18 protein-coding genes and 2 pseudogenes are annotated in these 26,268 nt (G+C 72.2%); 10 read left to right on the top strand and 10 right to left on the bottom strand.

The genetic code is table 11. The features are described 5' to 3' along the window. Window positions 1-40: 40 nt before the first annotated feature. The 4 genes and pseudogenes from SCAB_RS39315 to SCAB_RS39300 form a co-directional block, all read left to right on the top strand. Window positions 41-709 (top strand): annotated as a pseudogene (locus tag SCAB_RS39315) (enolase C-terminal domain-like protein); the annotation flags it as partial. A 574-nt stretch (window positions 710-1,283) separates the two neighbouring features. Then, complete coding sequence (locus SCAB_RS39310) at window positions 1,284-2,711, top strand: family 2B encapsulin nanocompartment shell protein (protein ID WP_013005613.1); 1,428 nt, start codon at window positions 1,284-1,286, stop codon at window positions 2,709-2,711. An 11-nt stretch (window positions 2,712-2,722) separates the two neighbouring features. Beyond that, on the top strand, window positions 2,723-3,772 hold the full coding sequence (locus SCAB_RS39305) for a family 2 encapsulin nanocompartment cargo protein terpene cyclase (protein WP_013005612.1): 1,050 nt from the start codon (window positions 2,723-2,725) through the stop codon (window positions 3,770-3,772). A gap of 103 nt (window positions 3,773-3,875) precedes the next feature. After that, window positions 3,876-7,481, top strand: coding sequence for a tetratricopeptide repeat protein (locus SCAB_RS39300; protein WP_037726610.1), 3,606 nt, complete (start codon window positions 3,876-3,878; stop codon window positions 7,479-7,481). Between the two features lie 60 nt (window positions 7,482-7,541). Here the strand turns inward: SCAB_RS39300 and SCAB_RS39295 are convergent, their stop codons facing one another. After that, the gene (locus SCAB_RS39295) at window positions 7,542-8,441 is read right to left on the bottom strand and encodes a peptidoglycan-binding domain-containing protein (RefSeq protein ID WP_013005610.1); all 900 of its coding nucleotides are present in this window, start codon (window positions 8,439-8,441) and stop codon (window positions 7,542-7,544) included. Between the two features lie 264 nt (window positions 8,442-8,705). Between SCAB_RS39295 and SCAB_RS39290 the strand changes: the two genes are divergently transcribed. Then, a complete protein-coding gene (locus SCAB_RS39290; RefSeq protein WP_013005609.1) occupies window positions 8,706-10,103 on the top strand; it encodes an RICIN domain-containing protein in 1,398 nt (465 codons plus the stop codon). Here SCAB_RS39290 and SCAB_RS48000 read toward each other — a convergent pair. The 5 genes from SCAB_RS48000 to SCAB_RS39265 all read right to left on the bottom strand — a co-directional run bounded on the left by SCAB_RS48000 (window position 10,047) and on the right by SCAB_RS39265 (window position 15,302). Then, window positions 10,047-10,349 carry a hypothetical protein gene (locus tag SCAB_RS48000; protein WP_193789224.1) on the bottom strand — a complete coding sequence of 101 codons (303 nt, stop codon included), beginning with the start codon at window positions 10,347-10,349 and terminating at the stop codon, window positions 10,047-10,049. The genes SCAB_RS39290 and SCAB_RS48000 overlap by 57 nt on opposite strands. A gap of 97 nt (window positions 10,350-10,446) precedes the next feature. Then, window positions 10,447-11,637, bottom strand: coding sequence for an XdhC family protein (locus SCAB_RS39280; RefSeq protein WP_013005608.1), 1,191 nt, complete (start codon window positions 11,635-11,637; stop codon window positions 10,447-10,449). Beyond that, window positions 11,630-13,750: a xanthine dehydrogenase family protein molybdopterin-binding subunit gene (locus SCAB_RS39275; RefSeq protein ID WP_013005607.1), complete on the bottom strand. Its 2,121-nt coding sequence runs from the start codon at window positions 13,748-13,750 to the stop codon at window positions 11,630-11,632. Before SCAB_RS39275 ends, SCAB_RS39280 begins: the two co-directional genes overlap by 8 nt. Further along, the gene (locus tag SCAB_RS39270) at window positions 13,747-14,739 is read right to left on the bottom strand and encodes an FAD binding domain-containing protein (protein WP_013005606.1); all 993 of its coding nucleotides are present in this window, start codon (window positions 14,737-14,739) and stop codon (window positions 13,747-13,749) included. The genes SCAB_RS39275 and SCAB_RS39270 overlap by 4 nt, the downstream gene beginning before the upstream one ends. Next, window positions 14,736-15,302 (bottom strand): (2Fe-2S)-binding protein, encoded by a 567-nt coding sequence (locus tag SCAB_RS39265; protein ID WP_013005605.1) that lies wholly within the window; start codon window positions 15,300-15,302, stop codon window positions 14,736-14,738. The genes SCAB_RS39270 and SCAB_RS39265 overlap by 4 nt, the downstream gene beginning before the upstream one ends. Window positions 15,303-15,512: 210 nt before the next feature. On the opposite strand from SCAB_RS39265, the gene SCAB_RS39260 reads away from it, so the two are divergent. Continuing rightward, entirely contained in the window at window positions 15,513-16,109 is a 597-nt protein-coding gene (locus SCAB_RS39260) for a TetR/AcrR family transcriptional regulator (RefSeq protein WP_013005604.1), read from the top strand. 251 nt (window positions 16,110-16,360) lie between these two features. On the opposite strand, the gene SCAB_RS47600 is transcribed toward SCAB_RS39260, so the two are convergent. Continuing rightward, on the bottom strand, window positions 16,361-17,446 hold the full coding sequence (locus tag SCAB_RS47600; RefSeq protein WP_013005603.1) for a hypothetical protein: 1,086 nt from the start codon (window positions 17,444-17,446) through the stop codon (window positions 16,361-16,363). Between the two features lie 103 nt (window positions 17,447-17,549). On the opposite strand from SCAB_RS47600, the gene SCAB_RS47595 reads away from it, so the two are divergent. After that, window positions 17,550-17,702 (top strand): hypothetical protein, encoded by a 153-nt coding sequence (locus tag SCAB_RS47595; protein WP_162471718.1) that lies wholly within the window; start codon window positions 17,550-17,552, stop codon window positions 17,700-17,702. 145 nt (window positions 17,703-17,847) lie between these two features. On the opposite strand, the gene SCAB_RS39245 is transcribed toward SCAB_RS47595, so the two are convergent. Together SCAB_RS39245 and SCAB_RS39240 are read right to left on the bottom strand one after the other, a co-directional pair. Next, the gene (locus SCAB_RS39245) at window positions 17,848-18,210 is read right to left on the bottom strand and encodes a hypothetical protein (protein ID WP_037726558.1); all 363 of its coding nucleotides are present in this window, start codon (window positions 18,208-18,210) and stop codon (window positions 17,848-17,850) included. 72 nt (window positions 18,211-18,282) lie between these two features. Beyond that, entirely contained in the window at window positions 18,283-19,473 is a 1,191-nt protein-coding gene (locus tag SCAB_RS39240) for a right-handed parallel beta-helix repeat-containing protein (protein WP_037726559.1), read from the bottom strand. A gap of 311 nt (window positions 19,474-19,784) precedes the next feature. On the opposite strand from SCAB_RS39240, the gene SCAB_RS39235 reads away from it, so the two are divergent. Beyond that, entirely contained in the window at window positions 19,785-20,912 is a 1,128-nt protein-coding gene (locus tag SCAB_RS39235; RefSeq protein WP_041670132.1) for a GDSL-type esterase/lipase family protein, read from the top strand. A 239-nt stretch (window positions 20,913-21,151) separates the two neighbouring features. Then, entirely contained in the window at window positions 21,152-22,837 is a 1,686-nt protein-coding gene (locus SCAB_RS39230; RefSeq protein WP_037726561.1) for a cellulase family glycosylhydrolase, read from the top strand. Between the two features lie 28 nt (window positions 22,838-22,865). Here the strand turns inward: SCAB_RS39230 and SCAB_RS39225 are convergent, their stop codons facing one another. Beyond that, a complete protein-coding gene (locus tag SCAB_RS39225) occupies window positions 22,866-24,350 on the bottom strand; it encodes an MFS transporter (RefSeq protein WP_013005597.1) in 1,485 nt (494 codons plus the stop codon). Between the two features lie 298 nt (window positions 24,351-24,648). On the opposite strand from SCAB_RS39225, the pseudogene SCAB_RS39220 reads away from it, so the two are divergent. Next, a pseudogene (locus SCAB_RS39220) lies at window positions 24,649-26,104 on the top strand (hypothetical protein). Window positions 26,105-26,268: the final 164 nt, after the last annotated feature.

Genomic DNA, 26,268 nt, shown 5'->3' with positions numbered 1-26,268 from the left:
GATCCTGCTGTGCGCCCTGGCGCTCGGTGTCTTCGCCGTGGAGATCGCCGCGATCGAGGCGCTCGCGGACGCCTTTCCCGGGCAGCCCCTGCCCCTCGACCCCAACACGGCCTGGACGGTGGACACCTCGGCGTACGTCGCCCGTCGGCTGGACGGCGTACTGGAGTATCTGGAGGACCCGACCGCGACCATCGCCGGTATGGCGGAGGTGGCGAAGGACGCGCCCATGCCGCTCGCCACCAACATGTGCGTGGTCGCCTGGGAACATCTGCGGCCGGCGATCGAGCGGAACGCGATCCAGGTGCTGCTCACCGACCACCACTACTGGGGCGGACTGCGCCGCACTCGTGAACTGGCCGCCGTCTGCGAGGCGTTCGGGCTCGCCCTGTCCATGCACTCCAACTCGCACCTGGGCATCAGCCTCGCCGCGATGACCCATGTCGCGGCGGCCCTCCCCCGGCTCGACCACTCCTGCGACACGCACTACCCGTGGAACTCGGCGGACGACGTGATCGTCCCCGGGGTGCTGGAGATCCGGGACGGGGAGGTCGCGGTGCCCACCGGACCCGGGCTGGGCGTGGAGCCGGACCACGACGCCCTCGACCGGCTGCACCGGCTGTACGTCGACTCCGGCATGCGCTCCCGGGACGACACCGGGTACATGCGCCGGATCCGGCCGGGGTACGAGCTGCGACTGCCGCGCTGGTGAACCACCGCCGGGGCGCCGCGCCCGGGAGCCGGCCGAGCGCGCCGCGGCGATGAGCCGAGCGATTGCTCGGTGCCGACGAGCGATCAGTGCCGGTGCATCGCCCGCGACCGCGGGGCTGTCGCGTCGAGGCGGGGGGAGGGGGCGCCCGGAGCCGGCCCCTTCACCCCTCGCGTCGTGTCGCGCGCCCCGTACGCCGGTCGTACGAGGTGGACCGGGAGCGTGGAAGCACGCGACGGCCGGCAGTCTGCCTCGGCAGACGGTTTCCGCATCCCCGGGCCGAGAAGCCGCCCCCTTCACGCGGTACCCGAGGGACCCTCCCGCCTGTTTGGCTGGAACCGCAACGCGCCGCCCCTCGCACGCGCGCCGTCTCAGCACCGTACGTGTCGCCTCGCGTCACCCTTGCGGCGTCCATCGCCTCGGAATCCGCCCACGACCAAGTCGTCAGCGCGCCGACCGAGTTCCGCGCCACCCGAGTTCCTTCGTCTCGACAGCACCCGGCGCTCGCCCGTGTCCGGGCACCTCCCCGCGACGCTTCCGCGGCCCCCGTGCATCCGCTCATCCCTCGGGAGGGAATGTGACCGCCCCCGTAAGCTCCTCCGAAAGCACGCCCGAACCCGCCGACGAACACCGGTTCACCAGCCTCAGCACCCGAGCCGCGCGACAGCTCGCGACGACCACCAAGTCCGAACCGCAGATGCAGGCCATCACCTCGCGATGGCTGCTCAAGGCCCTGCCGTGGGTGGACGTCAAGGGCGGCACCTACCGGGTCAATCGCCGGCTGCAGCTGCGGATCGGCCGGGGCCGGGTGCAGTTCGACCAGAACGGCGCCGACGACGTCAGGGTCATCCCGGAGACGCTCACCGAACTCCCCGCGCTGCGCGGCTACACCGATCTCGCGGCCCTGCGGGAGATCTCCACCCGGTTCCGGGTGCGTGAGGTGCGCGCCGGCCAGGTGCTGGTGGACGCCGGGCAGCCGGTGACCGAGGCGTATCTCGTGGTGCACGGCCGGTTCACGCGCTACACCACCGGCAAGTACGGCGAGGAGGAGGTCCTCGGCGTCATCAGCGACGGCGACGGGCTGGGCGACGAGGCGATCGGCCACACCGACCCACTGTGGCTCAGCTCGGTGCGGGCCGACACGGCGGGGGTGGTGCTGGCGCTCAACTGGGACGTGCTGATGGCGTTCGTGGAGCGTTCGCCGTCCCTCGCGGCCCAGTTCGAGGCGTTCACCGAGCGGCAGCGCCTGCCCATGAACCGCAAGGGCGAGGCGGATGTGCCGCTGGAGGCCGGGCACGTGGGCGAGTTGACCCTGCCGGGCGGCTTCGTCGACTACGACCTCGCGCCGCGCGAGTACGAACTCTCCCTCACACAGACGGTGTTGCGCGTCCACACCCGGGTCGCGGACCTCTACAACCACCCGATGAACCAGACGGAGCAGCAACTGCGCCTGACCATCGAGGAGATCCGTGAACGCCAGGAGTGGGAGCTGGTCAACAACCGCGAGTTCGGCCTGCTGCACAACATCGACTACGGGCAGCGCGTCAGCACCTTCTCCGGGCCGCCCACCCCGGACGACATGGACGAGCTGCTGGCCATGCGCCGCAGGACCAGGCTGTACCTGGCCCACCCCAAGGCGATCGCGGCCTTCTTCCGGCAGTGCAACCGGCGCGGACTGGTGCCCGGCACCGTGAACGTCGACGGACACGAGGTGCCCGCGTGGCGCGGGGTGCCGCTCTTCCCGTGCAGCAAGATCCCGATCACCCCGGAGCACACCACCAGCATCATCGCGCTGCGCACCGGGGAGAAGGACCAGGGGGTCGTCGGGCTGCGCCAGACGGGCCTCCCCGAGGAGTTCGAGCCGTCGCTGAACGTGCGGTTCATGGGCATCGACGCCACCGCGATCATGAGCTACCTGGTCACCGCCTACTACTCCATGGCCGTGCTGGTGCCCGACGCGGCCGGGATCCTGGAGAACGTGCAGATCGGCTGGATGCCGGAATGAGCGGGCCGTCGGTGGCCGACACGCCACCCGCGACCCGGCTGCCGGGTCCGCCCAGCCTCGCCCGTGCCCGGCGGGACCGGCGCGGTGGCGCGGTCCCCGGGCTGCGCCACCGGCCCGCCGTGCCCGCCGATCCGGCGAAGGTCGCGGAGGTCGACCGGAGGCTGGAGGAGTGGGCGGAGCGGCTGGAGCTGTTCCCCCGGGAGTGGGGCGGGCAGTTCGCGCGATTCGGGCTGGGCCGGGCGATCGTGCTGACACACCCGGGTGGCGTCGGTCTCGAACACCTCACCGCCGCCGGGAAGCTGCTGCTCGCCGAGCATCTGGTCGACAACCTCTACTGCGAGGTCGACGAGGGCAAGGGCGGCTCGCCGCGCGGTCTCGGGGCACGGCTGCTGATGGCCCAGTCGGCGCTCGACCCGCTGCACGGCACTCCCGAGACGGAGGAGCGGTGGGCGCACGGGGTGCGGGCCGACGGGCCGCTGCGGTCGTACCACCACGCCCTGCGCGACTACGCGGCCCTCGCCACCCCCAGCCAGACCGACCGGCTCGTGCACGATCTGGCCCGGCTGCATCTGGGGTATCTCGGCGAAGCCGCCTGGGCCGAGGCCGGCCACATGCCACAGGTGTGGGAGTACCTGGTGATGCGGCAGTTCAACAACTTCCGGCCCTGTCTGGCGGTCGTCGACGCCGTGGACGGCTGGGAGCTGCCGGAGCCCCTCTACGCCCGGCCCGAGGTCCAGCGGATCACCGCACTGGCCGGGAACGCGGCCACGCTCGTCAACGACCTGTACTCCTTCGCCAGGGAGATGGCGAACGACCCCGACCACCTCAACCTGCCCAGGGTGATCGCCGCCAACGAGCGGTGCGGGCTCAAGGCCGCCTATCTGGAGGCCGTGGAGATCCACAACCGGATCATGGACGCGTTCGAGGAGGAGTCCACGGCCCTGTCCGCCACCTGCCCGCCGACCGGGCGCTACGCCGCCGCTCTCGCCGCCTGGATGGCCGGCAACCACGAGTGGCACGCCACCCACACCGAACGCTACAGCCTGCCCGACTACTGGTGACGCCCCGGCCCCGCGGCCCGGATTGCCTCCGCGGTGGTCCGGGCGCAGGCTGGAACGAGGAGGGGGTGGCGGACAGCGGGCGCCGGCAGAAGGGCGCGTGGTCATGCCCTCGTTCAAGTATCTCGTCCGGGAGACCGGCCGCGTCGTGAGGTCCTGGCCACCGGCGGGGGCCCGCCGGGGGCGGCGGATCGCGGGCCTGCTCAAGGCGGCGCTCAGTACCAACGCGGTGTTCCTGCCGATCGCCGCCGCACTGGTCACGCTCACCGTGACGGGCGTCTTCCACGACCTGTGCGGGAAGTGGTCCGTGGCGGAGTGGGTCGCGCTCGTCCTGGCCCTGATCCTGGTCCTGCTGGCGTTCAGCCGCAGGAGGTCACGGCCGGTGCACATCCTCTCGTTCAAGAACCTGGTCGCCGGGGACGACGTCGGCGAGCTGGACCGGGTGGCGGCGGGCTTCGCCGAGTTGCTGCACAGCGAGATCGAGCGGATCTCGGAGCTGGTCAGACAGGAACCGTTCATCACCCCCGCCGACGTGCTCAATCCGGCCGGGGAGCGCGGCGAGATGGTGCTGCGGTCGTCGACGCGGGTGCCGTTCAAGTCCGGTGTCGCGGCGACCGGACTGCACGGGGACATCAAGGAGACGGAGATCGGCACGGTCGCGCTCGGCCCGCTCCAGCTCCAGGTCGGCACCCTGCTGACGCTGGTGGAGCGCACCTTCGGCCGCACGCTCCAGGGTTCGCTGGTGGAGGCCGAAGGAGTCCTGCGGGTCGTCGCCTCGCAGTCCGGGCACGGCGGCCGTACCTGGTCCGCGCAGACGGACATCGTCTCCGGTGACGTACGCCGGGCCAGCGCGTCGCTCGCCCGCGAGCTGGCCCACAGCATCGAGCTGGAGCGGCCGGGGGCCGCGGAGTCGGGTGCGGACGTCGACAGTTTCCAGCGTCTGGTGGACGGGCTGGAGAGCTATCAGCACTTCCAGCACGAAGGGCTCCTGCATCATCTCGACGCGGCGGAGGAGCACTTCCGCGCGGCCCTCTCGCACAGCCCCGGTTACGCGGCGGCCTATCACAACCTCGGCCTCGTCTACCGGGAGCAGCGCAGGATCCGCACCGACATCGGGCTCCGGGCCTCCACGGTGGTGCGCAGCGCGGCCACGCTGATGTGGCAGAAGGCGGTCGCCCTCGACCCGGCCCTCGCCCCGGCCCGGATCCAACTCGCCCGGGCGGCCCTCGAACAGGCGGAGCATCCGGACGTCGACGCGGCGAAACGCGGCGAACTCCTCGGTCAGGCCGCCCAGTCGGCCCGCAGCGCCCTGCAACACGCCGGCGGCGATCACCCCATGGACGGCGCGCTCGCCGCGTACTGGCTCGGGGTGGCGCTGCTGCGGCAGGAGGCGGAGACATGCCGCACGGTGGTACCGGGCCGGACGCCGGAGCCGATGCGCGGGGCCGAGCCCGTCCGGCGGGCCGGGGCGGACACGGAAGGCGAGGCGGGAGACGACGCGGCAGGCGCGGCGACACGCGCAGCCGAACGGAGGCGGGCCGACGGGAAGGTCCGGGAAGCCCTTGGTCTCTTCCACCGCGCCGAGCGGGACCTGATCGACGAACGGGCCCGCCGGCTGGTCCAGGACGGCGACGAGACCGCGGTACGGCCGCTGACGGAGCGGATCGCCCATGTGGTCGCCATGCGGTCCGAGTGCTGGTTCCGGCTGGCCCGGGACGCCGACGACCGCCCGGGGCGCCGCGCCCGCGCGAAGGCGGACCGGTGCCTGCGTACGGCCATCCGCTGGGCCCCCGACATGGCCGAACTGCACGCGCTGCGGGGCCGCATGTTGCAGCGGCACAACCGGGAGGGCGCGCTCTTCGCCTGTCTGGAGGCGATCCAGCGTGACCCGCAGAACCATCATGTCGCCATCCGTGACGTCGGCCTGTTCGCGGTGGGCTCGCCGGAGTCCAAGGACACGCGCGACCTGGCCACCGCCCTGTTCACCGTCGCCGCGCACCAGCATCCCGACGACGCCGAGGCGTGGCTGCTGCTGGCCGTCAACCAGATGTTCTGGCGGGGGAACAGAACGGCCGCCCGGGCCCTCGCGGGCATGGCGCTGACCCTGGAGCCCGGCCGGGAGGACGTGCGCCGGATCGTCGACGCGTACTGGCCGCCGCCGGGCGACTCCGGCGGCGCGGACGGCAGGCCCTTCCTCCTGCGCTGGGCCCGCGCCTGGGCCCACGCCCGGGAGGCGCAGCAGCACTTCGACGAGGCGGGGCTGCGGCAGGCACTGTCGGAGATCGACTCGCTGCGGCAGGCGCCGGGGGCGTGCGCGCCCGAAGTGTCCCTGGCCGCACGGGAGATCGGTCTGCTGCACGGCGCGCTGGCCGGTCTGATCCTGCCCTCGGACCGGCAGCGCCGGCACTGGGCGACGGCGGTCGAGGAGCTGACCCGGGCGGTGCGGGAAGGGCTGCCCGCCCGGCTGGAGAGCCCGCCGCAGTGGAACGTCGATCTGGGTGACGCGCACGCGGCCCTCGGCGACTCCCTGGCCGAGGCGGATCACCACGGTCCGGCCGGGCCGAGCTATCTGGCCGCGGTGGGACAGTACGGCCTCGTTCTCGACCGCCCGCCGAAGACGGTCTGTCCTCGGTACCGTTCGGGGCGGCGGGGCCAGGAGCGGCTGACGGTGCTGTCCGCCGAGCCGCCGGACCTGCCCACCCGGGCCCGGGCCCTGGCGGGGCGCGCGGCGGTGCGCCTGCGGCAGGGGCGCACCAGCGACGCGGTGCGCGACTGCCGGGACGCGTTGAAGCTGGCACCCCTGTACGCGTATCCCCGCTTCACCCTGGCCCGGCTGTACCGCGACCACCGGGCGCAGTACGACCTCGCCGAGCAGACGCTGTTGCGGTTGATCGAACTGCTCCCGGCCGGGGAGCAGCGGGACCTGGCGCGTCTGGAGCTGGCCGTCACGCACCGCGAACGGGCGCAGACCGCGCAGGACGAGGAGCGCGCCGGGCTGCTGGAGCGGGCCCGGGAGGAGTTGACGGACGCCACACGGGAGGCCACCCTGAGCGCGGATCTGGAGGCCCGGATGCACGAGGAGCTGGCCAACGTCCTGGATCTGCTGGGCCGTTCGGACGACGCGATCGTCGCGCTGCGCTCGATCGGCGGCTCGGTCCGGCAGCCGGGCGCCGGCCGGCACCATGAGTGGATCGCCCATCTGATCGCCGGACGTGAGCAGCCGTGGGAGGTCGAACAGGAGCTTCTGGAGGCCCAGGACGCCTGCGCGGCCCGGCTGACGACGTACCGCGGCACGGACGAGGAGCATCCGCTGCGGGCCGCGCTGGTCATCCTCACGGCACGGCTCGCCATGTTCTACGCGGAGCAGGGCATCCGGCTCGACGAGGCACGTCTGCTGGCGGACGGCGCGCTGAAGAGCGCGCGCCGGGTGCTGGAGCCGAGCCGGATGGCCGTGTGCGAGGACGCCTGCGGCTGGGTCGCCTTCCGGCAGGGACGTCTGGACGAGGCCGTCGACCTGCTGGAGGACGCCGTCGAGCACTCCGGCGGCCATGCCCGGCAGTGGGCCCACCTCGCCCAGGCCCTGGAGGCCCGCGACGATCCCGAGGGCACGGAGCACGCCCGCGACATCTGGCAGCAGATCGCCGAGCAGTTCCCCCACAGCGAGACGGCGGAACAGGCACACCGCCATCTCGGCCTGCTCGCACAGGACTGAACCTCCGCACGGCACGCGGCCGTCCGGCGCGGGGCGGCGACGGGCCCGGGGCCCGCGAGGTCAGGGTGAGGGCTCCGCCGTCTCGGATTCGAGCGAGGCGCGGGTCGCCTCGCCGTAGACGCCCGACTCGTCCTCCAGGAGGACGCGGGTCAGCTGGTAGCCGCGGACCGCGCTCTGGACCTCGCGGTCGTACTCGCCGTCGGCGTCACCGTTGTAGAAGCCCACCTCGTTCAGGCGGAGTTGGAGTTCGGTCACCTCCGCTCCCCGGTCGCCGAGGCCGAGGACGGGGGGCGTGGTGTCGGACGGCGGCGGCGCGGGAGCACCGGTGACACTGGCGTCGCTGCCGGACGGCGTCCTGCTCGGGCCGCCGGAGCCCGTGGGGGTGGCCCGGCTCTCGGTCGGGGTCGCCTCCGGCGAGGTGGACTCGCTCGGGGACGGGGACGCCGAGGACGCCGTGGCGGAGGGGGCCGTCGACGACGGGGCCGTGCCGGCCGCCGCCTGAGGGAGGTCGGCCCTGATGTCGCCGGGGCCCGAGCCGTCCCGTGAGGGCGCCTCGTACGAGAAGACGCCGCCGATGATGCCCGCCGTCACGAGGACGGCGGCCGCCGCGGTACCCGCCCCGGCCGCCAGCAGCACCCGTCGCCGGCTGCGGCCGCCCCGGGCGGGGCCGGTGGGAGGCCCGTCGTCGCCGGAGGGCTCGTCATCGGGAAGCGCCTCGTGGTCGAGAGAGGGCTCGTCGGAGGGAGTGGTCCGCGCGCGGTGCGGCTCGGCGGGAGTGGGCGGCTGCGGGGTGTCACCGTCCGCCGAGGGGTCCCGCGGCGGCCCGTCCTCGCCGACGTTCACGAACGGCCGAATACGTACCGGGTCGAAGTCCTCCGCGGCCTCCGCCTGCGCGGTGCGAATGTCCCGGTGAGCTTCCGACGCGAGCCTGCCGCAGGAGCAGGCCGGGGTGCCGTCCACCGCCCGGGGCGTACCGCACTGTGGGCAGGCAGGGGGTGTCGGTTCACTCACGCGTGGTCCTCTTCGAACGGATTCCAGAATTCAAACAGATCTTCTGCACAGAATCCCCAAGACTTGCTTGAACCTCAAACTTTTGTCGGTCAAGTCCCCCGGCGTGCGTGCGAGTTCGGACAGGTCTCCGTGTGACAGGGCTGGTGCGCGACCCGGCGCTCGGTGTGTCATGCCTCTGACATCAATCCGGTGTGCCGGAGTGGAAGGAACCCCGTGAGCCTGTCCCGTCCCCATCCCCGTCCTCGTACGCGCCCTCGCGCCCACGCCCGTGCCCTGGGCGCGGTCGCCGCGCTCACCCTGGGCGCGCCCTTCGCCATGCCGGGGACCGCCGCCGCGGCGGTCCCCACGCACTCGGTCTATCTGCAGAACTCCGTCACGGGGCTCAACGCGGCGGCCGGCGGCGGTACGGTCGCCGCGCACAACCCCAAGGGCAACGAGGACCACCAGCAGTGGACGCCGGTCGCCGTCGGCGGCGGGCACCAGCTGCGCAACGCCGACCAGTCGGGGATCTGCCTCGGCCGCAACGGCACCTCGGCGGTGACGGCGGCCTGCGGCGCGGACGGCACCACGTGGACGGTCACCGAGGCGGCCGGCAGCACGTACACGATCGCCGTGCCCGGCACCGCGCAGTACCTGACGGGGGTCTCCTCGGACTCCTCCCTCGTACAGATCGGGTCGAACGGGGACCAGGCCCGCTGGTATCTCACGCCGGTCGCCCCCGCCACGACGGCCATACCGTCCCCCGGCACCCGGACCCTCGACCAGGTCGCGTTCCTCACCTCGCACAACGCCTTCGCCAACGGCGCCGACGGAAACTTCGCCTCGTTCCCCGTCAGTCTCTTCCCCAACCAGTCACGGGGCATCAGCCGCCAACTCACCGACGGGGTCAGGGGGTTCATGCTCGACGCGTACACCGTTTCAGGTCAGGCCGTGCTGTGCCACAACAGCTGTGACGGGGTCGGCAGCCCGGTGCCGCTCGCCACCGACCTCCAGCGCATGGTCGACTTCCTCAAGGCCAACCCGGGCCAGTTCGCCACCGTCTTCCTGGAGGACTACACCTCCTCCGACGTGCTGAAGGCGTCGCTGGCCTCCGTCCGCGGCCTTTCCGACGTGCTGTACCGGCCCGACCAGGAGGGCGTGGCCACCAACGGCTGGCCCACCATGGCCGACCTCGCCGCCCGCGGCAAGCAGCTGATGGTCTTCAGCGACCGCACCCGCGCGAGCGACACCTCCGCCGGCCAGGCCACCCGGAACACCTTCGGCGTGATGTACCAGCGCGAGTGGACCGTGGAGAACTACTGGTCCATGGGCGGCGGGCTCGGCGGGTCCGACTGGTCCTGCTACAGCCGCTGGGGCACGAGCAGGCCCCTCACCACGGACTCGGCGGCCTTCCATCCGCTGTTCGTCATGAACCACTTCCGCGACTACACCATCAGCGGCACGACCGAGACGGACAACGCCAAGCTGGGCAACCGGGCGCAGAACTTCTGCACCCCGGCCGCCCGCAAGAAGCCCAACTACCTCGCCGTCGACCGCTACGAGCTGGGTTCGCCGTCACCGCTGACGACCGTCGCCGACCTCAACACATACGTCCTCGCGGCGGGTCAGTAGCCGCCGGCCCCACCTGCGGGGCGCCCCAGGGATGCCCCGCAGGACGGGCAGATGATTCCGGGTCAGCTTCGCCCGCTCCCCGCCGCCCGCGATCAGGGCGTTGACCGACGCCATCGGGTCACCACCGGCCGACCGCGCCACCAGCGCGCCGACCAGCAGCGGCAGCAGCACCACCGCGAGGGCCGAACCGGTGGCGGTGGCCGTGGCGGTGACATTGCGGAGCGGGCGCGAGGAGTGCGTGTCCATGACGACAGTGCACCAGCGGGCGGCGGTGCCGGGCATCGGGGCAGGTACTCAGTCGTCCCGGCCGACGTACTCAGACCCGGCCGCTGCCCGCGCCCGGTCAGGCCGCCGCCACGGCCCCCCGCTCCCTCGCCTCGCGATGGATCGGCGTCCCCGACCCGGTCAGCGGCGCGCCCGTGCCGCCGCGGCGGGCCGCGACGATCTCCGAGGCGATGGACAGGGCCGTCTCCTCGGGCGTACGGGCGCCGAGGTCGAGCCCGATCGGGGACCTGAGCCGGGCCAGTTCCCGTTCGGTGAGGCCGGCTTCGCGCAGGCGCCGTTCGCGGTCGGTGTGGGTGCGGCGGGAGCCCATCGCCCCCACGAACGCGACCGGCATCCGCAGGGCCGCCGTCAGCAGCGGGATGTCGAACTTGGCGTCGTGGGTGAGCACGCACAGGACCGTGCGCCGGTCGGTCCCGGTGCGCCGCAGATAGCGGTGCGGCCAGTCCACCACGATGTCGTCGGCCTCGGGGAAGCGGGCCCGCGTGGCGAAGACGGGACGGGCGTCGCACACGGTGACGTGGTAGCCGAGGAACTTGCCCGCGCGCACCAGCGCCGCCGCGAAGTCGATCGCCCCGAACACGATCATGCGGGGCGGCGGCACGCGCGTCTCCACGAGGAGCGTGAGACCGCCGGGGCAGTGCGAGCCGTCCGCCGACAGCTCGACGGTGCCCGTGCGTCCGCCGTCCAGCATGGCCCGCGCCTCGGCTGCCGCCGTCCGGTCCAGATCGGGGTGGCCGCCGAGCCCGCCCTCGTGGCCCGCCTCGGCCGCCGGGTCGTACGCCCCGTCGGCGGGCCCGTCCCCGGCTCCGTCGGCCCGTACGAGCAGGGCGTGTCCGAGGAGTTCGGCCGGGCCCCGCACGACGCGGGCGACGGCCGTCGGTTCGTCCCGGGCCGCCGCCGAGAGCGCGGCGCGCAGCACGGCTCGGGCCGGTGAGGCGGCGGTGACCGGCGTGATCAGGATGTCGATGACGCCGCCGCAGGTCAGGCCGACGGCGAAGGCGTCCTCGTCGCTGTAGCCGAAGCGCCGCAGAACGGTCTCGCCGTCCGCCAGCGCCTGCCGGCACAGCTCGTACACCTCGCCCTCGACACAGCCGCCGGAGACCGAACCGACGGCCGTGCCCCGGCTGTCGACGGCGAGGGCCGCGCCGGGGCCGCGGGGGGCGCTGCCGCTCACCGCCACGACCGTGGCGACGGCGAAGTCACGCCCCTCCTCGGCCCACGCGCTCAGCTCGGCGGCCGCGTCAAGCATCCCGGCCCGCCGTCAGGACGCGGTCGGGCCGGATGGGCAGGTGGCGGTGGCGTACGCCGGTGGCGTGCCAGACCGCGTTGGCCACGGCGGCCGCCGCGCCCACGATGCCGATCTCGCCGATCCCCTTGATGCCGACGGGGTCGTCGGGGTCGAGGTCGTCGACCCAGTCGGCCTCCACGGCGGGCACGTCGGCGTGCGCGGCCACGTGATAGCCGGCGAGGTCGGCGCCGTAATGGCCGCCGGAGGCCCGGTCGCGTACCGCTTCCTCGTGCAGGGCCATGGAGATGCCCCAGATCATGCCGCCGACGAGCTGGCTCCGGGCGGTGAGCGGGTTGACGATCCGGCCCGCCGCGAAGATGCCGAGCATGCGCCGTACGCGGACCTCGCCGGTGGCCGGGTCCACGGCGACCTCGGCGAACTGGGCGCCGTAGGAGTGGCGTTCCTTCCGGGCGAGGGCGCCGAGGGCGGCGGTGGTGTCGGAGCGGACGGTGATGCCCTCCGGCGGGATGTCGATGCCGAGGGCGAGCCTCTCCCGCATGTCGCGGGCGGCGAGGGTGACGGCCCAGGCCCAGGAGCGAGTGCCCATCGAGCCGCCGGCGATCATGGCGGGCCCGAAGTCGCTGTCGCCGATCCGTACCCGGACCTCTTCCGGTGCCACCTCCAGGGCGTCGGCGGCGACGAGGGTGAGCGCGGTGCGGGCTCCGGTCCCGATGTCCGCCGCGTTGACCCGAACGGTGAAGGTGCCGTCGGCCTCGGCGGTCACGGCCGCCGTGGACGGCGCGGCTCCCGCGCCGAAGGAGGCGGCGGCCGTACCGGTGCCCAGCAGCCAGCGGCCGTCCCGGCGCAGGCCCGGGCGCGGGTCGCGGTCGGCCCAGCCGAACCGGCGCGCGCCCTCGCGGAAGCAGGCGTGCAGGTTGCGGCCGGCGAACGGCAGCCCGGAGACCGGTCCCCGCTCGGGTTCGTTGCGGGCCCGCAGCTCGATCGGGTCGATGCCGAGCCTCTCGGCCAGCTCGTCGACCGCCGACTCCAGCGCGAAGGAGCCCGGAGCCTCGCCCGGCGCGCGCATCCAGGTGGGGGTGGGCACATCGCGCCGTACGATCCGGCCGGCCGTGTGGTGGGCGTCGGCGCCGTACATGACCCGGGCCGGTCCGGCGGCCGGCTCGATGAACTCGTGGACGGTCGAGGTGAGGCTCTGCGAGCGGTGCTCCAGGGCGCGCAGCCGTCCGTCGGCGTCGGCACCGAGCCGCACCCGCTGGGCGGTGGGGCTGCGGTAGCCGGCGAGGGAGAACATCTGACGCCTGGTCATGACCACGCGGACCGGGCGCTGCAGGACCGTCGCGGCCATGACGGCGGCGACCTGGTGGGCGCGGACGCCCTTGCTGCCGAAGCCGCCGCCGACGTGCTCGGAGCGGACCCGCACCGAGCCCGGGTCGAGGGAGAAGAGGTTGGCGAGTTCGCCCTGGACCCACATGGTGCCCTGGTTGGAGTCGAACACGTCGAGCCGGCCGCCGTCCCAGTGGGCCGTCACCGCGTGCGGCTCCATCGGGTTGTGGTGTTCCTCGGGGGTGGTGTACTCGGCGTCCACGACGACGGCGGAGGCGGCGAGTTCGGCCTCCAGGTCGCCCTGCTCGATCACCGCGGGGCCGAAGGCGTCCAGCGGGTACGCGTCCGGGGCCCCGGGGGCGAAGTCGATGTCGTGCGGCTGCTGTTCGTAGTGCACGACCAGCGCCTCCGCCGCCTCCCTGGCCTGCTCGGAGGTCTCGGCGACGACCAGCGCCACGGGCCAGCCCCGGTGCGGTACCCGGTCGTGCTGGAAGACGGCGGTGGTCGGGTCGGGCTTGGTTCCCATGAGGCCCGCGTAGTCGGTGTCGAGGCGCGGGGCGTTCTCGTGGGTCAGGACGGCGAGCACGCCCGGCATCGCGAGGGCGTCGGCGGTCTCGATCGCGCGGATCCGGCCGCGGGCCACCGTGGACAGCGCGAGCCAGCCGTGGACGAGTCCGGTGAGGGGGATCTCCCCGGCGTAGCGGGCGGCGCCGGTGACCTTGTCGCGGCCTTCGACGCGGGTGCGCGCGGTGCCGACGGCGCCCTGGTGTGCCGTGGGGGCGGTGGTCATCGGGCGGCCTCCTCGGTGAGTTCGGACAGGACGGCCACGACGAGATTGCGCATGAGGGTCACCTTGTAGGCGTTGTGCGGAAGCGGCGCGGCGGCGGCCAGTTCGGCGTCGGCGGCGGCCGCGAAGGTCTGCGCGTCGGCCGGGGCTCCGGTCATCGCGCGCTCCGCCGCACGGGCCCGCCACGGCCGGGACGCGACTGCCCCGAAGGCCAGCCGGGCCTCGTGCACGAGGCCGTCGCGGACGTCGAGCGCGGCGGCGACCGAGCCGATGGCGAAGGCGTACGAGGCGCGTTCGCGGACCTTGCGGTAGCGGGAGTGCGCGGCGACGGGGGCGGGCGGCAGGACGACGCCGGTGATCAGGGCGCCCGGCGGCAGGGCCGTCTCGAGGTGCGGGGTGTCGCCGACGGGCAGGTAGAGGTCGGCGAGGGGCGACTCGCCGCGTCCGTCGGCCGTCTCGTAGGTCACCACGGCGTCGAAGGCGGCCAGCGCCACGCCCATGTCGGAGGGGTGGGTGGCCACGCAGTGCCCGGACGCGCCGAGGATCGCGTGGTTGTGGTGCTCGCCCTCGATCGCGGGGCAGCCGCTGCCGGGCAGGCGCTTGTTGCAGGGCTGGGTGACGTCGGCGAAGTAGCCGCAGCGGGTGCGCTGCAGGAGGTTGCCGCCGACGGTGGCCATGTTGCGCAGCTGACCGGAGGCGCCGGCCAGCACGGCCTGGGCCAGGGCGGGGTAGCGGCGGCGGATCTCTGGGTGGGCCGCGAGGTCGCTGTTGGTGACGGTCGCGCCGATCCGCAGTCCGCCGCCCTCGGTCGACTCGATCGCGTCGAGGGGGAGTTCACGGACGTCGACGAGCCGGGCGGGTCGCTCGACGCCGGTCTTCATCAGATCGACGAGGTTGGTGCCGCCGCCGAGGAAACGGGCCTCGGGGTCGGCGCCGAGCAGGGCGACCGCGCCGGAGACGTCGTACGCCCGCTGGTAGTCGAACTCCTTCACGCCACGCTCTCCTCGGTCTTCGCGGTGCTGCCGGCGGCGGCGCGGGCGACGGCCTCGACGATCGACACGTAGGCGCCGCAGCGGCACAGGTTGCCGCTCATCCGCTCGCGGATCTCCTCGGGGGTGAGCGGTGGCGCTTCCGCCTCGGGGCGTACGTCGGCGGTGGCGGCGCTGGGCCAGCCCGCCGCGTGTTCCTCGATGACCGCGATGGCCGAGCAGATCTGGCCCGGGGTGCAGTAGCCGCACTGGAAGCCGTCGAGATCGAGGAACGCCTGCTGCACGGGGTGCAGTTCGTCGCCGACGGCGACGCCCTCGATGGTGGTGATCTCCCGCCCCTCGGCCGCGACGGCCAGTTGCAGGCAGGAGACGGCGCGGCGTCCGTCGACGAGGACGGTGCAGGCGCCGCACTGTCCCTGGTCACAGCCCTTCTTGGTGCCGGTCATGTCGAGCCGCTCGCGCAGGGCGTCGAGCAGGGTGGTGCGGTGGTCGACGGAGAGGGCGTGCTTCTCGCCGTTGATGTTCAGGGTGATGGCGCTGTACGTCGAGGAGGTGGCTGGGGACATGATCAGCCTTCTTTCGCGTATCCGGAGCATGTCGAGGAGACCCGCTCCGGCCGGCGGTCGAGTCAGGTATGTGGACAGCGGAGGTTGCCCTCGGCGGCCGGTCCGACGCTACGATGACACAACCGGACAGCTGTCCTCTCCGGAAAACTTAACGGACAGTTGTCCGCTTAACAAGGACGGGTTTCGGCCAGGGACCCGCGAGGAGGACCCGTGGAGCCGAAGAAGGACGCCCCGCTGCGCTCGGACGCCCAGCGCAACCGCGAGCGCATCCTCACGGTCGCACTGACCGAACTGACGCGCTGCGCGGACGCACCGTTGAGCGGGATCGCCAGGAAGGCATGCGTCGGGCAGGGCACGTTCTACCGCCATTTCCCCACCAGGGAGGCCCTGGTCCTGGAGGTCTACCGGCACGAGATGCGGCAGGTCGCCGACTCCGCGGTCGAGCTGCTCGCCACGCGCGAGCCGGACCGGGCACTGCGCGAGTGGATGGACCGCCTCGCCCGGTTCGCCATGACCAAGGCGGGCCTGGCGGACGCGATCCGCCAGGCCACCTGCCGCCCCGACGGCCCCGACCGGCCGCCGCACACCCCGGTGACGGAAGCCGCCGAACTCCTGCTCCGCGCGGGTGAGAGGGCCGGCACCGTCCACCCCGGAGTCACCGCGGACGACTTCTTCCTCGCGATCGCCGGCCTGTGGCAGCTGGCCGCCCAGGACGCCACCCATCCCGACTGGCAGCCCCGCGCCACCCGCCTCCTCGACCTCGTCATGGACGGACTGCGGGCGGGGGCTGCGGGGGTGGAGGGGTAGGGGGTGGGCCGGTAGGGGCGGCGAGCGGGGGTACGCCGGACGGCCTCGACGGCCGACCACGCGTATGACCGCGGACGACGCCCCCGCCGGGCCGACACGGGCATCCCGTTGCCCGCCGGAATGCTCGGTCGACGCGTAACGAAGCGGCCCGAGTTCCTGGCCCTGGGGGTTGCGCTCGACACGACGCTGCGGTGCCCCAGGGCGTGCACAGGCCCGACAGCACCGCCCTCAAATACCCCACTGCATCAGCATCAGGGTCTTCTTTGGTCCAGTAGCGCCAAAGTGCGCAATCGCAGGATCGCCTGCTCCCTGTCATTCAGCCGGTACCCTCCACGCCGCGCCTGCAGATCTGCGAGAGCAGCGACAACAAGCTGTGCATCCCCTGCAATCCTCCGGGGATCCCCCTCTGCCGCGAGGAGGGCCTCGACCCGCTCCGGAAGGAAGATCCCTTCCGACATTGCCTCCACGTGCTCAGCGATCTCCTGGGTTGCCGGGCTACCTGCCTCCTCCCTGAGGCGTTCGAGGTAGTCCTCCCACATCTCGGAGGGCTTCGGTGCCGCTCTCTTCACATCCCAATTGGTCTGATTCCATTGGACAAAGAGTCGTTGCGCAGCCCTTTCGAACTTCCACACCAGATCGGAGGACGGTTCGAGTCCTGCCGAATAGACGGACCAGAGAGCCAACACTCTGGCAACCGCTCCGGCTTGAACAACACCTCCTCCACCATGAAGGCTCTGTCTCACGGCTTCGCGGCTGGGCTGCTCGGACCAGGCTTTCGCCACCATTTCGGCAATGCGCACAAGTGTGGGTGAGCCGGCGGCGGCACGTAGGCGACCTGTCCACTCGGTCCAGCCTTCGTCATCGGCAGGCATCCCATCCATCTGACGATCGGACACATGCTGTGCGTCCGATTCACTCTGGCCGCCAGCAGCTGGGCCCGACGCACCAGCGACGCCGTCCCCGGCTATCGCTGCGGCCAAGCGGGCAGTCAAGAGAGCGTCGAAAGCATCCCAGTCGTTCGAAGGGCGATCAGTCAGAGGCCGCTGGTCCATCTCCGCGAGTGTGTAGGCGAGGGCCGCTGCGGGCCTCTCGCTCAGGGTCTCGCCGCGCAGCAATCTCCGGACGGTGGCTGTACTCAGAGGTTGCCCCTTGAGCTTCGCCTTCACTGCCACCGAGCTGAGGGAGGGCGTGTTGGCCCTCCGTCGCAGCTCCGCCAGCCACTCCAGCCATGTGCGGAGCGGTCCGTCGGGGACGGAGTCAGGGATTTCCACCGCTCTGCTGGCTGATCCTGGCACGGCGACCTCCCCCGTCGTGGAGCCGAGGGCTCGGTTCACCACGATTCACTGCGACTCTTTCTGCGTCACAGCGTATCGCCGTGAATCATCACGGTGGGCGGTGGACGAAGCTCAACTCACCAACCCAGACAGAGAGGTGAGGAGCTTGAGACTCGACAAGGAGTGGTGGCGGACGGTCAGATTCGCCATCGCGGAGGAGCGACGTACGGCACGATTGATCGCCGTCCTGATCGTAGTCGGCGTGATCGTCGGTACGTTGATCATGATGGGGCAGGGTGTCACCGTAAGAGTGGGATGAAACAGCCACAAGGACCGGCCACGCGGCGCACACACGAGCCCCGGTCGCTCGACCGGGGCTCTCTGCCGTGCAGGACCGGTTCAGTCCATTTGGACTGTCGTCCGGGATTCGTGCGCGGCGGCAGCGACGGCGTCGAAGGGCGGTGTCACGGCTCGCGGTGCCGGGCGAACACCTCTCGCTGTTCCTCCTGCCAACTCCATTCGGCCGGGCGGGAGAAGGGCAGGCTTCGGGCGAGGACGGTGAACTGACCGGACGGCTCCCGGCTGGCCTTGTTCACCACGATCGCCGAGAGCATCGGTGCTCGTCCGTCCTCATTGTGGTAGGAGCACACGTCCTTGAGGAGATACGTCATGACTCCGCGGTGGGGCGGGATGGAGTCGAAGCCGCGTGCCTTCAACTCGCCGCTCAGCTCCCCGTAGGTGATGGTCCGTTCCTGCCGTGCCCGTGCCCGCAGGATCTCCACGGCGGCCTCGACCGCTGCCGGGTACTCCGGGTCCTTGATCCTCATCGCCACTCCCCCTCGCGTGAAAACCGACCGGCACGCGCATCGTAGCGACCGGACACCCTCCCGGCACCGTGATCAGAACCGAGCCCCCACATCCGCCCCGTTCGCCGGCCGGAGGAACACCGACGTCGGGATCGCGCCGTTCGCCGCCCTCGCCCCCGTGATCGTGGTCGCGTCCGTGCTCGTGAAGGTCCAGGCGCCTCCGAGGTTCCAGGAGTTGCCGCTGCCGCCGGAGTTCGAGCCCAGCGAGACGTTCGTACCGTTGGCCACCGCGAGGTTCTTCGTCAGCGTGCCGTCGGCGTCGGCGAAGTCGAATCCCGCGCCCTTGTTGCGCCAGGCCGTGCAGCGCTCGGCCACCAGCGCGCCGGGGTTGGCGTTGTCGATGAAACCGCCGGCCGAGTTGTCCCATGCCATGCTGTTGCGCACCACGTGCGCGGCGGGCCGGTCCTCGTCGCCGCCGCCGAGCTTGTAGCCGTTGCCGTCACCGGTGTAGTCGGGCAGGTTCCAGCGGTTGTAGCCGTTCCCGTGGGCGAGGCTCCCCTCGATCGTCACCGGTGACAGGAACTCCCAGAGGTCCAGCCCGTCGTCCGCGTTGTTCCACAACCGCGCCCCGCGGACGACGTTGCCCGTCCCGGAGCCCTCCTTGATCGCCAGGCCGTCGGCGCTCTCGCCGTTCTTGCGCGGATCCCGGTTGCCGTAACTGTCCAGATCGATGATCTGGTTGGCGCCGGACGCGCCCTGGAGGTGCACCCCGGACTCGTAGTTGTTCCGGGTGACCAGCCGCTCGAGGACATTGCCGCTGGTGTCCGAGCCGAAGATCCCGTACGGCCCGTTGACGATCTCCAGCCCGCTCAGCCGCCAGTGGTCTCCCTCGATGTGGATCGCACCCCGCTGTGCCCGCGGGATGCTGGAGCCGACCGCGCCGGGCGTGTACGGCATTCCCTCGCCGTCGATGACGACACGCTCGCCGTTGTAGTTGCCGAGCCGGATGGGCCGGCTCGCCGTTCCGCTCTTCAGCAGCTGGATGTTCGCGGTCGGCGCGTAGGTCCCGCCCCGGATCAGGATCGAGTCGCCCGCCTGCGCGAGGTCGACGGCCCGCTGGATGGTCCGTAACGGGGCGGCCAGGGTGCCGGGGTTGGCGTCGTCACCGTTGGTCGCGACATGGAGGGCGCCGGCCGCGTGCGCCGCGGGGGCGGACAGGGCGAGGAGGCCGCCGGCCAGGACGCTCAACAGGCCTACGCACGCGGTGAATCGCTGTGGTCGCATGGTTCGTCTCCCGGACACCGAGGGGGAAAGCGCTTTCCCTCACGGAAGCTAGAGCTGCCGTCCCAGACACGTCAATATCCATGCACGTGATTGCCGTTCTCATTCATGAATCACCCGTAAATCCGCGAGAAGGGAGCGGCGCGGCGACGAGGAGAGCGGGGCGGACGGGGCAGGGCACCCCCTGTGGGGGCCGACACGGGCGGCCGCCCTCCCGTCGAAGATGTACGCGCAGCCATCTTGACGTGTAAATGACAACGATGGCAGGTTCACCCGGGAGCGCTCCCATCTCACTCAGGGAAGGGACCCACCCCATGCGTGACACTCACCCGTCCCCCTTACCGCCTCTGCCGCTTCTCGGCCTGGTGGCAACCCTGCTCGTCTCACTCGCACTGACCCTCGCACCCCCCGCACCCACCGCGGCGGCGGCCGCGTCGACGGCAAGCGGCGCCGCCGCGGCCCCCGTACGCGTCATGCCGCTCGGCGACTCGATCACCGGCTCGCCCGGCTGCTGGCGGGCGGTGCTGTGGAACCGCCTGCGGAACGCCGGCTACACGGACCTCGACTTCGTCGGCACGCTCCCCACCCAGGGCTGCGGGCAGGAGCACGACGGCGACAACGAGGGCCACGGCGGGGAACTCGTGACCAATGTCGCCGACCAGAACCTGCTGCCTGCCCGGCTGTCGGCCACGCGACCCGACATCGTTGTCATGCACTTCGGTACGAACGACGTGTGGAGCAGCATCGCCCCGGACCGCATTCTCGCCGCGTACACCAAGCTCGTCGGTCAGATGCGCGCGTCCAACCCGCACATGCGGGTTCTCGTCGCGCAGCTCATCCCCATGAACCCCGGCAGCTGCACGGGCTGCGCACAGCGGGTGGTGGACTTCAACGCGCGGATCCCCGCCTGGGCCCGGGCGACGAGCACCGAGGACTCACCGGTGACCGTGGTCGACCAGTGGACGGGGTTCGGCACGGCGACCGACACCTACGACGGGGTGCATCCGAACGCCGCCGGGGACGACAAGATCGCCGCCCGCTGGTTTCCGGCGCTGAGGGCGGTGCTGGACGCGGGAGTGCCGGGTGATCCGGGCGATCCGGGCGGCGGTCAGGCCACCTGCGGTGCCGTCTTCCGGGCCACCAACGTCTGGCAGGGCGGCTACCAGGGCGAAGTCACCGTGACGAACACGTCGTCGTCCGCCGTGGCGGGCTGGACCGTGACGGTCGTACCGGCCGGCGGGGCCCGTCTCACCCAGGTCTGGAACGGGACCTCGGCCACGGCCGCCGACGGCACCGTCACGGTCACCAACGCCTCGTGGAACGGCACGCTCGCGGCAGGCGCCAGTGCCTCGTTCGGATTCGTCGCCACGGCCCCGACGACGGCCGGGACGCCGTCCGCGACGGTCGGCTGCACGGCACGGGCGACGGCCTTCTCCTCGTAATCGACACCTCGTCATCGACACCTCGTCATCGATGACAAGGCATCGATGCCTTGTCATCGATGCCTTGTCATCGACGACTTGTCATCGACGACTTGTCACCGGCCGGGACATCGGCCGGTGACCGGTCGGCCACCGGTGCACCACCGGCCGGCAACGGACCCGCCGACAAGGGTTCCCTGCCCCACGCCCCTCACCCGCTCCCCCTTGTCTCTCCCTCACTCCCCTTCGCTGGAGCCGCCATGAGAGCCCCCACGCACACGACAGCCCCCGCCCACGCACCTCGGACGCCCCGCAAGCGCCGAGCACCCCGAACCGGCACCCTCGTCGCCGCCCTCCTCGGCCTGCTGCTCCCCTTGTTCGCCCTCGGCACACCGGCGCACGCGGCGCACGCGGCGCAGCCCGGTTTCCGGATCGAGAACGGGCGCCTGCTGGAGCGCTCCGGCAACGACTTCGTGATGCGCGGCGTGAACCACGCCCACACCTGGTACGCGGACCAGATCGGCTCGCTCGCCCACATCAAGGCCAAGGGTGCCAACACCGTGCGCGTGGTCCTCTCCAGCGGTGACCGGTGGACCCGTAACGACACCGCCGACGTGGCGAACGTCGTGGCACAGTGCAAACGGAACCGGCTCATCTGTGTGCTGGAGGTGCACGACACCACGGGGTACGGCGAGCAGAGCGGGGCGGTGACGCTCTCCCGGGCCGCCGACTACTGGATCGGCGTACAGAGCGCGTTGACGGGCCAGGAGGACTACGTCGTCGTCAACATCGGCAACGAGCCGTACGGCAACAACAACTACGCGGGCTGGACGGCGGACACCAAGGCGGCGATCCAGAAGCTGCGCGCCGCCGGGTTCGACCACACGATCATGGTCGACGCCCCCAACTGGGGCCAGGACTGGGCGTTCACGATGCGCGACAACGCGGCCTCCGTCTTCGCCGCCGACCCGGACGGCAACACGGTCTTCTCCATCCACATGTACGGCGTCTTCGACACGGCGGCGGAGGTGAACGACTATCTCAACCGGTTCGTGCGGGCCAAACTGCCCATCGTGATCGGCGAGTTCGGGCACGAGCACTCGGACGGCAACCCCGACGAGGACGCCATCCTCGCCGCCGCGCAGCGCCTCGGCCTCGGTTACCTCGGCTGGTCCTGGAGCGGCAACGGCGGCGGCGTCGAGTACCTGGACCTGGTGACCGGCTTCGACCCGGACCGGCTGACCAGCTGGGGGCAGCGCCTCTTCAACGGCGCGAACGGTATCGCCGCCACGTCCAAGGAGGCCGCGGTCTACGCCTCCTCCGGCGGCGACACCACTCCCCCGACGGCCCCCGGCACCCCGACCGCCTCCGCGGTGACCTCCTCGTCCGCCACCCTGACCTGGGCCGCCGCCACCGACGCGTCAGGCGTCACCGGCTACGACGTGGTCCGTGTCAGCGGCACCGCCGAGACCGCCGTGACCACCACGACGGGCACCTCAGCAGCCCTCACCGGGCTGACCCCCGCCACGTCGTACACCTTCGCCGTGTACGCGCGGGACGCGGCAGGCAACCGTTCGGCACGCTCGGGATCGGTGAACGTCACGACCGCCTCCGGCGGTTCCACGGCGGCCTGCGCCGTCGGCTACCGGGTGACCGGCGAGTGGTCCGGCGGGTTCCAGGGCGAGATCGTCATCCGCAACACCGGCACTGCGGCCGTCGACGGCTGGACCCTGCGCTGGACGTTCCCCGGCAGCCAGCGCGTCTCCAGCCTCTGGGGCGGTACGGCGGCCCAGTCCGGCGCGGCCGTCACCGTCACCGCCGCCTCGTACACCGCGAAGATCCCGGCCGCGGGCTCGGTCACCCTCGGGTTCACGGCGAGCCGTGGCGCCACCAACCCGGCGCCGACCGCGTTCTCCCTCAACGGGGCCTCCTGCACGACGACATGACCCTCCGTACGCCGCCGGCCCCGGGTGGTCAGCCCGGGCCCGGCCCGACCCCGCCGCCCTTCAGCCGCTCCAGGTCGGAGGGCCGCACCTGGATGGCCAGGACGGCGATGAGGGCGGCGACGACGGTGAAGATCGCCGCCATGACGAAGGCGGCCGAGACGCCCGCGGTGAGCACCTCGTCGGACCAGGGCGGCGGGAGCTGCCTGGTCTGTTCGAACCGCAGGCGCTCGGCCGGGGTCGCCTGGGAGAGGAAGGCCGGGACCTGCTCGGCCGCCTCGTTGGTGCTCGCCGTGCCGTACATCGTGACGAGGATGGAGAGGCCGAGCGAACCGCCCACCTGCTGGGTGGCGTTGAGGAGTCCGGAGGCGGCACCGGTCTCCGGGGTGGGTACGTCGGAGAGGGCCATCAGGGTCAGCGAGACGAACTCCATGCCCATGCCCAGGCTGAAGACGAGCATCGGGCCGAGGACGCTGCCGGCGTAGGTGGAGTGGACGTCGGTCAGGGTCAGCCAGCCCAGCCCGGCGGCCGCGAGGATCGCGCCCCCCACCATGAACGGTTTGGGTCCGTACACGGGCAGGAACCGTGAGGCCAGCCCGGCACCGACCGCGATGACGGCGCTGACCGGCAGGAACGCGAGCCCGGTGGCCAGGGGGCTGAAGTCCAGGACGTTCTGGGTGAACAGCGTCAGGAAGAAGAACATGCCGAAGATCGCGGCCGCCAGGCACAGCATGATGCCGTAGGTCCCGGCGCGGTTGCGGTCGGCGAACATGTGCAGGGGAGTGATCGGCTGCCGGGAGCGCTTCTCCACCAGCACGAACGCCACCAGCAGCACGACGGCCGCGGCGAACGAGGCCAGCGTGAGCGCGTCCCGCCAGCCCTCCTGCGCGGCCCTGATGAAGCCGTACACCAGGCACACCATGCCCAGGGTGGAGGTGAGGGCGCCGGTGACGTCGAAGTGCCCGGGTGTGCGCTCGGACTCCCTGATCCAGCGCGGTGTCGCCAGCACGATCAGCAGTCCGATCGGCACGTTGACGAACAGCACCCACCGCCAGTTCAGCCACTCCACGAGGATGCCGCCGGCGAGCAGTCCGATCGCGCCGCCGCCCGCCGAGACCGCCGCGAACACCCCGAACGCCCGGTTGCGCTCGGGGCCTTCACGGAACGTCGTACTGATCAGGGCGAGGGAGGTCGGCGAGGCGATGGCACCGCCGACGCCCTGGAGGGCGCGGGCGGCGAGGAGTTGGGTCTCGTTCTGGGCAAGACCGCCGAGGAGCGAGGCCAGGACGAAGAGGAGCACGCCGAAGACGAAGACGCGCCGTCGGCCGAGGATGTCCCCGGCCCGGCCGCCCAGCAGCAACAGCCCGCCGAAGGTCAGCGTGTAGGCGTTGACCACCCAGGCGAGGCTGGTGGTGGAGAAGTCCAGCGAACGCTGGATGTCCGGCAGGGCGATGTTCACGATGGTGATGTCCAGCACCACCATCAGCTGGCACGAGGCGATGACGAACAGCGCCATCGTGCTGCCACCACCGCCCGTTTCCTGGGTGGTGGTGGGTCCTGGGGAGGTCGGCCGAGGTTCGCTCATGGCAGGTCGCAAGGTCCGGGTCCGGCGGACGGGTCCGCCCGCCGCCGCGTTCCATTGTTCGACCGTACGCCGGTGACCTGAGCGTCACCACTCGGGCCCGATCCGCACGCGCACCCGCACCGGATCGGAAATACAGGTGCGCGACCGCGCGGGTCGGCGCTACGGTCGCCGCGATGACTACACACTCCTTCTGCAGAATGGGGGTCCCGTCCGAGCAAGGTGAGCGCTGATGCTCACTGACGCCGTGAACGGGGATCCCCGCCTTTCCCTCTGGTTGCGCGTGCGCGAGTTCGCCGTGCCACCCTCCATGGTCGAGACCGCGACCGCCCGCCGCTCCGTCGGCGACTGGGCCGGTGCGTGCGCCGCCGCGGGCGTCGACGTCGACCTCGACCTGCGTTCCGTGGCACGCACGTACGGCCGCGAGCTCCTGGCCCGGATCCGGGCCGATCTCCGCCATCTGGCTCCGGACCTGCTGCGCTGGCACATGCCGAGGATCGCCCCCGACGGGCTGCTGCGGCCGGGCCTGACCCTCACACTGGCCCGGTACCGCACGGACGGGCGCGACGGCCCGGGTTCCGTACACCTCGTGGTCCGGACTCCGCCCGCCTGGGCGGACGCCGGGCAACGGATCGGCCTCGCACTGTGGGACGGCTCCCGCTCCGCCCCCGGTGCCCCCGCTCCTCCGCACCCGCGCCCGCGTCCCGGCCGTCGGTACCGGCTGGATCTGCATCGCCACCTCTGGGACGCGCGCAAGTCGGCGGAGCTGCGCGGGCGTTGCGGAGCGGACCGGCCGCCGGGGCTGCCTCCGCCCGGGCCGGACCCGTGGGGCACACCGGCCGCGGAACTCGGCTGTGCCGTCGAGCGGTGGGCGGACGAGGCGGCGATCGTGCTCCGCGCCGAGGGGCGGTCCACAGGGACCGTCCTCGTACGGTGCGGGGTCAGGCGCCGGCTGCTCCTGGACCTGGGCACGGGCGGGGAACCGGCCGCGGACGGGAGCCGGGGCACGGACACACGCCCCGGTCGCGGCGACGCCGACGCAGCCTCGCTGCGGATCACGGCCGCACCCGGCGACGACGGGGCTTTCACCTCCCTGCCGGTGCTCCCCGACGCGGCGACCTGGGTGCTGCCCGATCTGGAGCTGATCCGGGCCGGTGCGCTCGACGCCGAGCGGCTGCATCCACTCGTCGCCTCGGCACTCGTACCGGATCACGCGTGGTCCGGGCCCCACGAGGCCCTGGACCGTGCGGGCCGGCCGCGCCTCGTGGAGTGCCGGGGGGGAGCGGCACCGGATCGGCCTGGTGGACGGGACGCTGACGGCCCTCGACCATGACCCGGCCGAACTGCGGCGCGAGGAGCTGCTGGTCCATCTGACCGGCGCTCCCCTCCCCTGTCTACGGGCCATCGACGCGGCACACCGCCGTCCGGACTGCCTGTCCGGAGTGCGTGAACGGCTGGACCACGGGGACATCGCCGGTGCGCTGGCCGTCGTCGAGGGGCTGCTCGGCCCCGAGGCGGTGCTGCGCGAAGGTCCTCTGCGGGACGAACTGGAGTCGGCCGCGCGCCGACGGATCGTCTACGGCCTGTACCGCGCCGGTCTCGCCGAACCGCTTCCCGGACGGGTCCGCCTGGACACCGGCCGCCGCCCTCCCCGCCACCGCCGCCCGCGCGACGCGACCTTCTACTGACCCGGACCGGGCCAACCGGCCTCCGGCCCCTCCGGCCCCTCCGGCCCTTCCGGCCCCTCTGGCTCCTGGCCTCTGGCTCCTGGCTCCCGGCCTCTGGCTCCCGGCTCCTGGCTCCTGGCTCCGCCTGCACGCTCACCCGTCACAGGTCTTCGACCCACTCCACC

It is taken from the genome of Streptomyces scabiei 87.22, assembly GCF_000091305.1.
Classification (GTDB): domain Bacteria; phylum Actinomycetota; class Actinomycetes; order Streptomycetales; family Streptomycetaceae; genus Streptomyces; species Streptomyces scabiei.
Note: the sequence above shows the minus strand (reverse complement) of the source record. Positions and strands in the feature narration are given on the sequence as shown.

Bases quoted from the DNA above. Each gene is read 5' to 3' on its own strand.
- SCAB_RS39235 (WP_041670132.1), top strand. From the start codon at position 19,785: ATGCGTGACACTCACCCGTCCCCCTTACCGCCTCTGCCGCTTCTCGGC.
- SCAB_RS39265 (WP_013005605.1), bottom strand. From the start codon at position 15,302: ATGTCCCCAGCCACCTCCTCGACGTACAGCGCCATCACCCTGAACATC.
- SCAB_RS39230 (WP_037726561.1), top strand. From the start codon at position 21,152: ATGAGAGCCCCCACGCACACGACAGCCCCCGCCCACGCACCTCGGACG.
- SCAB_RS39300 (WP_037726610.1), top strand. From the start codon at position 3,876: ATGCCCTCGTTCAAGTATCTCGTCCGGGAGACCGGCCGCGTCGTGAGG.
- SCAB_RS39275 (WP_013005607.1), bottom strand. From the start codon at position 13,750: ATGACCACCGCCCCCACGGCACACCAGGGCGCCGTCGGCACCGCGCGC.
- SCAB_RS39240 (WP_037726559.1), bottom strand. From the start codon at position 19,473: ATGCGACCACAGCGATTCACCGCGTGCGTAGGCCTGTTGAGCGTCCTG.
- SCAB_RS48000 (WP_193789224.1), bottom strand. From the start codon at position 10,349: ATGGACACGCACTCCTCGCGCCCGCTCCGCAATGTCACCGCCACGGCC.
- SCAB_RS39245 (WP_037726558.1), bottom strand. From the start codon at position 18,210: ATGAGGATCAAGGACCCGGAGTACCCGGCAGCGGTCGAGGCCGCCGTG.
- SCAB_RS39225 (WP_013005597.1), bottom strand. From the start codon at position 24,350: ATGGCGCTGTTCGTCATCGCCTCGTGCCAGCTGATGGTGGTGCTGGAC.
- SCAB_RS39280 (WP_013005608.1), bottom strand. From the start codon at position 11,637: ATGCTTGACGCGGCCGCCGAGCTGAGCGCGTGGGCCGAGGAGGGGCGT.